This window comes from Phenylobacterium sp. (assembly GCF_037138395.1).
Taxonomy (GTDB): domain Bacteria; phylum Pseudomonadota; class Alphaproteobacteria; order Caulobacterales; family Caulobacteraceae; genus Phenylobacterium.
Window position 1 is genome coordinate 1 of the sequence record NZ_JBAXIM010000152.1, and the last position, 6,010, is coordinate 6,010.

The window sequence follows — 6,010 nt, forward strand, 5'->3', positions numbered from 1 at the left end:
GCGCCAGAGCACCGGTTCCCGGCCGGCTATGAGGACGTGCTGGCGGCCTTCCGCTGGGCGCGGGAGGCGGGTGAGCGCTTCGGGGCCGCGCCAGGCCGGGTGGCGATCGGCGGGGACTCCATGGGCGGCCTCTTCGCCGCCGCCCTGGCCCAGGAAATGCGCCGTGCGGGTGAGCCTGGCCCTGTCCTCCAGCTGCTGGTCTATCCGGCCGTGGACATGGCCAGCGAGACCCCCTCCCTGACCACCTTCGCCGACGCCTTTCCCCTGGACCGGGCGACCCTGGACTGGTTTTTGGGCCACTACCTCGCCGCTGGCGCCGACCCCGCTGACCCGCGGCTGGCGCCCGGGCGGACGGAGGACCTGTCGGGCCTGCCCCCGGCGGTCATCGCCACCGCCGGTTTCGATCCCCTGGTCGACCAGGGCGAGGCCTACGCCCGCCGGCTGGCCGCGGCCGGAGTGCCTGTGGACTACCGGCGCTATGACAGCCTGGTCCACGGCTTCACCGCCTTCGGCGGCGTGATCCCGGCGGCGCGGACGGCCAGCGCGGAGATCTGCGCCCTGGCCGCCGCCCGCCTCTCCCGAGATACCTGAAAGGACTGACCCATGCGTGCGCTCGTCGTCGAGGAACTGGCCGCAGAATACGCTGGCTGCAGGGTCAAGGACCTGCCGGACCCGACCCCTGGTCCGGGCGAGGTGCTCATCAAGGTCCGCGCTGGGGCGATAAACTTCCCCGACCTTATGCAGACCCGGGGCGAGCACCAGCACAAGCCACAGGTTCCCTTCACCCCGGGCATGGAGCTGGCCGGGGACGTGGTGGCCGTGGGGGAGGGCGTCACCGCCTGGAAGCCCGGCGACGCCGTGGCCGGCGGCTCGCGCACGGGCGCCTTCGCCGAATACGCCATCAGCCCCGCCGCCGCCCTGCACCGCAAGCCGGAGGCCCTGACCTATGGCCAGGCCGCCGGCTACCAGGTCTGCTACCTGACGGCCTGGGTCGCCCTGGTCCGCCGGGCCCAGGTCCAGCCGGGCGAGTGGGTCCTGGTGCACGGCGCGGCCGGGGGCACCGGTCTTGCCGCCGTGGATCTGGCCCGCCACCTGGGCTGCCGGGTCATCGCCGCCTCGGCTTCGGACGCCAAGCTGGCCGTGATCGAAAAGGAATACGCCCCCGACGCCGTGGTGAACGTCTCGAAGGGCTTCAAGGACCGGGTCAAGGAGATCACCGGCGGTCGCGGCGCCGACGTGATCTACGATCCCGTCGGCGGCGACGTCTTCGACGAGAGCGTGCGCTGCATCGCCTTCGATGGCCGGATCCTGTCGATTGGCTTCACCTCGGGCCGGCTACCGGTGCTGCCGGTGAACTACGCCCTGATCAAGGGCTTCTCGGTCATGGGGGTCCGGGCCGGCGAATACGGCCGGCAATTCCCCGACAAGGGCCGCGAGAACAACGCGGCCATCTGGAAGCTGGCCGCCGAGGGCGCCATGCACCCGCGGGTCGACCGGGAGTTCCCCCTGGATGGCTGGCGCGAGGCCTTCGACACCCTGGCCGAGCGCACCGTGGTGGGAAAGACCATCATCCGCCCCGACCTTTGAGGCTGGGTTCAGGTCCTTCTGCCCTGGGCGCCATTGACAGGGACCCGGGCATCCCCTATTCCCGCCGCTCGATTTTCTCCCGGAGTTGGTCCCGTGAAGCGCACCTTTCAGCCCTCCCGTCTCGTGCGTGCGCGCCGTCACGGCTGGCGCGCCCGCATGGCCACCAAGAACGGCCGCAAGGTCGTCGCCCGCCGCCGGGCCAAGGGTCGCAAGCGTCTGACCGCCTGACGGCGCGAAACCTGCAACCCCCAGGGCCCCTCTGGATGGAGGAACCCGCCCCCCCCATGGAACGTCTCAAGACCCGGCCGGGCTTTCTCGCCGCCGCCAAGGGCCGCGCCTGTGCGCGTGGCGCCGTGCTCCTGCAGGTGCGCGAGCGCCAGGATGGCGACGCCCGGATCCGGGTGGGCTTTACCGCCACCCGCCGGATCGGCGGGGCGGTCGTTCGCAACCGGGCCAAGCGACGGCTGCGGGAGGCCGCGCGGCGGCTTGTCCCCGACTTTGGACGTCCCGGCTGCGACTATGTTCTGATCGCCAGGGGCGGTGCGCCGACCCGTCCCTGGGACCGCCTGCTTGACGATGTGAAAAGCGCGCTGATAAGCCTCGCGACAGAAGGCGGTCCTCCCGCCCGCGCGCCTGACAGCGCCCCCTCTCCAACAGACTGAGCGCGCGCCCGAATGCCCGACAATACGAACCGCAACACCGTCATCTTCGTGGTCCTGTCGATGGTCCTGCTGTTTGGCTACCAGGCCCTCGTCCTCGGTCCCCAGAACCGGCAGCGGGATGCCGAACTCAAGGCCCGCGAGACCCCTGCAGCGGCACAGGTCGCACCCGGCGCCGTCGCCGGGGCTCCCGCCCTGGCCGGCCCGGCCGCGCCAGTCTTCGTCACCCGGGACGCCGCCATCGCCGGGGCCCCCAGGATCGTTGTGGATACGCCAGCCCTGCAGGGTTCGGTCTCCCTTCGCGGCGGGCGCATCGATGACCTCTTCCTGCGCGACTACCGGGTAGACGTGGACCCGAAGTCGCCGCCTGTGGAGTTGCTGCGCCCCGAGGGCGTCCAGGACGCCTGGTTCGCGGATTTCGGATGGACGGGCTCCAACCTGCCGGGCCTGCCCGGCGCCAGCGCCCTGTGGACCCAGGTCGGGGGCGACCGTCTGTCCCCCGGTCGTCCCGTGGTGCTGCGCTATGACGCCGGCCAGGGCCTGGTCTTCACCCGCCGGATCGAGGTCGACGACCGCTTCATGTTCACCGTGACCGACACGGTGGCCAACAGCCTTCCCGGCGCCGTCACCATCGCCCCTTACGCCTCGGTCCAGCGCCGCGGCGCGCCGGCCGTCCCCGCCGCCAATGCCCATGAGGGCACCGTGGGCGTAATGGACGGCGTCCTGGAGATGCTGAAGTACAAGCAGCTCAAGAAGGATGGCGAGAAGGTCTTCAAGGCGACCGGCGGATGGCTGGGGGTGACCGACAAGTACTGGCTGGCGGCTGTGGTCCCCGAGCAGAAGGAGGCGGTGAACGCCGCCTACCGCGCCACGTCGGTCTCAGGCCTGGACATCTACGAAGCCAACTTCGTCGCCAACCCCCGGGTCGTCCAGCCAGGTGGTACCTATACCCACGTCAGCCGCCTGTTCGCCGGCGCCAAGACTGTCCCGGTCCTGCGGGCCTACGAGAAATCCTTGGGCATCCCGAGGCTGCAGGATGCGGTGGACTGGGGCCGGCTCTACTTCCTGACCAAGCCGATCTTCCGGCTGCTGGAGGTCTTCTTTGGCTTCCTCAACAACTTCGGCCTGGCCATCCTGGCCCTGACTGTGGTCATCCGCCTGGTGCTCTTCTATCCGGCGAACCTGTCCTACGAGTCGCTGACCAAGATGAAGAAGATCCAGCCCAAGGTCGAGGACCTGAGGGCGCGCCTGAAGGATGATCCCCAGCGCCAGCAGCAGGAGCTGATGGGCCTTTATAAGGCGGAGAAGATCAATCCCTTGATGGGCTGCCTGCCCATGCTGGCGACCATCCCGGTCTTCCTGTCCCTGTTCAAGGTGCTGTCGGTGTCCATCGAGATGCGACACGCCCCCTTCTACGGCTGGATCCGTGACCTCTCGGCCCGGGATCCCACGACCATCTTCAACCTGTTCGGCCTGATCCCCTGGGATCCGTCGACCCTGCCCTACATCGGCGGCCTGCTGACCGGGCCCCTGCATATCGGCATCTGGCCCCTGGCCTATGGATTGACCCAGTGGCTCTCCATGAAGCTGAGCCCCCCGGCGCCGGATCCCATGCAGCAGAGGATGATGGAGCTGATGCCGGTGATCTTCACCTTCGTCATGGCCCCGTTCGCTGTCGGCCTGATGATCTACTATACTTGGAGCAACGTCCTCACGATCCTCCAGCAGTACGTCATCATGCGGAGGTACCAGGTGGCGAACCCCATCGACGACTTCATCGCCAGACTTCGGGCGCGGAAGGTCGCCGGGTGAGCGCAGAGGGCGCGCCAACGCCGGATGAGGAGGCCTTTTCGGACGAGGCGATCGAGACAGCGCGCGTGCTGTTCGCCCGCCCCGCCGTGTTCCTCATGGGCGCAGTCTCGGTGGACGGCCTGCCGGAACCGGACCTTCCCGAGGTGGCCTTTGCCGGTCGCTCCAACGTGGGCAAGTCTTCCCTGATCAACGGCCTGGTCGGCCAAAAGCACCTGGCCCGGGCGTCGAACGAGCCAGGGCGCACCCGGGAGGTGAACTTCTTCGTGGTCGACGAACGGGTGCGGCTGGTGGACCTGCCCGGCTATGGCTGGGCCAGGGCGGGCAAGGGCGAGGTGAAGAAGTTCCAGGCCCTGGGGCGCGACTATCTGCGCGGCCGGCCCAACCTGCGCCGGGCCTACCTGCTGATCGACGCCCGCCATGGCCTTAAGGACGTGGATGAGGAGCCCATGGCCACCTTCGACCGGGCGGCGGTCTCCTACCAGGTGATCCTGACCAAGGCCGACAAGCTCAGGCCCGCCGAGGTCGAGGCCGTCCGCGCCCAGACCGAGGCCAAGATCGCCAAGCGGCCCGCCGCCTTCCCGGGAGTCATCGCCACCTCCTCGGAAAAGGGGACCGGCCTGCCGGAACTGCGCGCCGCCATTGCAAAGGCCTGCGGGCTCGGGGACTCGCCTGACGCCGCGTGAGGCGGCATAGAGTCTCCTCCTAGGCAGAGGACGACGGGAGACCCCCATGCTCGACACTTCAGGACGCCCCCTTTTCGACGAGGACCTGGCAATCTTCCGGGGGCAGGTCCGCAAGGTCTTCGCCCAGCACCTGACGCCCCACCTGGACCGGTGGGAGGAAGAGGGCGTCATCGACCGGGCCTTCTGGCTGGCCTGTGGCGACGCGGGCCTGCTCTGCCCCCAGGTCCCTCAGGCCTATGGCGGCCTGGACCTGGACTACCGCTACAACGCCGTGATCGGCGAGGAGCTGACCTATGCCGGCTCGACGGCGGGCATTACCCTGCAGTCGGACATCGTGGTCCCCTACGTGATCCACTATGCAAGCGAGGCGCTGAAGCAGGCCTGGCTACCGAGGATGGTGTCGGGCGAGGCCATCGCCGCCATTGCCATGACCGAGCCCGGCGCGGGCTCGGACCTTCAGGGGGTGCGGACCACTGCCCGCCGGGACGGCGACGACTATGTGATCTCGGGGTCCAAGACCTATATCACCAACGGCCAGACCGCCGACATCGTCGTCGTTGTGGCCAAGACCGACCCGGACAAGGGCTCCAAGGGCATCTCCCTGATCCTGGTAGAGGCCACCCGCGAGGGCTTCCGGCGCGGGCGCAACCTGGACAAGATCGGCCAGAACTCGGCCGACACCTCCGAGCTTTTCTTTGACGACGTCCGGGTTCCTGCCGGCAACCTGCTGGGCCAGGAGAACCAGGGCTTCGTCCATCTGATGACCCAGCTGCCCCAGGAGCGGCTGCAGATCGCCATCTCGGGCCAGGCCGGCGCCCAGAGGGCCTTCGACGAGGCGGTGAAGTTCACCAAGGCGCGCAAGGCCTTCCGCCAGACCGTGTTCGACTTCCAGAACACCCGCTTCACCCTGGCCACCCTGAAGGCCAAGCTGCAGGCCGGATGGGCGCACCTGGACTGGTGCACGGCCCGCCACCTGAGGGGCGAGCTGACCGCGGCCGAGGCCTCGGCCGCCAAGCTGTTCCACACCGAGCTGCAGTGGGAGGTCTGCGACGCGGCCCTGCAGCTGCATGGCGGTGCCGGCTATATGAACGAGTATCCCATCGCCCGGCTGTGGCGCGACGCCCGGGTGCAACGCATCTACGGCGGCACCTCCGAAATCATGAAGGAGGTCGTGGCCCGCTCGCTCTGACCTGCCCCCGGGGGAGGACCCTGAGCGCCAATTGCTCCCCATCAGGGGGAGCTCCCGGCGGAGCCGGGTGAGGGGGTCAA

The 6,010-nt window shown here is 69.0% G+C and carries 7 protein-coding genes; all 7 read left to right on the forward strand.

Translation table 11 applies throughout. The features are described 5' to 3' along the window. The coding region (locus tag WCJ52_RS10960; protein ID WP_336903346.1) for an alpha/beta hydrolase at positions 1–591 on the forward strand (591 nt) is incomplete at its 5' end. 12 nt (positions 592–603) lie between these two features. Continuing rightward, complete coding sequence (locus tag WCJ52_RS10965; protein WP_336903347.1) at positions 604–1,587, forward strand: NADPH:quinone oxidoreductase family protein; 984 nt, start codon at positions 604–606, stop codon at positions 1,585–1,587. Positions 1,588–1,680: 93 nt separating this feature from the next. Then, positions 1,681–1,815 carry a 50S ribosomal protein L34 gene (rpmH, locus tag WCJ52_RS10970; RefSeq protein WP_293513244.1) on the forward strand — a complete coding sequence of 45 codons (135 nt, stop codon included), beginning with the start codon at positions 1,681–1,683 and terminating at the stop codon, positions 1,813–1,815. A gap of 35 nt (positions 1,816–1,850) precedes the next feature. Then, complete coding sequence (locus tag WCJ52_RS10975) at positions 1,851–2,249, forward strand: ribonuclease P protein component (protein ID WP_336903348.1); 399 nt, start codon at positions 1,851–1,853, stop codon at positions 2,247–2,249. A gap of 12 nt (positions 2,250–2,261) precedes the next feature. Next, positions 2,262–4,058, forward strand: coding sequence for a membrane protein insertase YidC (gene yidC, locus WCJ52_RS10980; RefSeq protein WP_336903349.1), 1,797 nt, complete (start codon positions 2,262–2,264; stop codon positions 4,056–4,058). After that, a complete protein-coding gene (gene yihA, locus WCJ52_RS10985; protein WP_336903350.1) occupies positions 4,055–4,741 on the forward strand; it encodes a ribosome biogenesis GTP-binding protein YihA/YsxC in 687 nt (228 codons plus the stop codon). The genes yidC and yihA overlap by 4 nt, the downstream gene beginning before the upstream one ends. A 46-nt stretch (positions 4,742–4,787) precedes the next feature. Further along, positions 4,788–5,930: an acyl-CoA dehydrogenase family protein gene (locus WCJ52_RS10990; RefSeq protein ID WP_336903351.1), complete on the forward strand. Its 1,143-nt coding sequence runs from the start codon at positions 4,788–4,790 to the stop codon at positions 5,928–5,930. Positions 5,931–6,010: the final 80 nt, after the last annotated feature.

Excerpts from the sequence above, each read along its gene's own strand:
- WCJ52_RS10965 (WP_336903347.1), top strand. The coding sequence starts at position 604 with ATGCGTGCGCTCGTCGTCGAGGAACTGGCCGCAGAATACGCTGGCTGC.
- WCJ52_RS10975 (WP_336903348.1), top strand. The coding sequence starts at position 1,851 with ATGGAGGAACCCGCCCCCCCCATGGAACGTCTCAAGACCCGGCCGGGC.
- yidC (WP_336903349.1), top strand. The coding sequence starts at position 2,262 with ATGCCCGACAATACGAACCGCAACACCGTCATCTTCGTGGTCCTGTCG.
- WCJ52_RS10990 (WP_336903351.1), top strand. The coding sequence starts at position 4,788 with ATGCTCGACACTTCAGGACGCCCCCTTTTCGACGAGGACCTGGCAATC.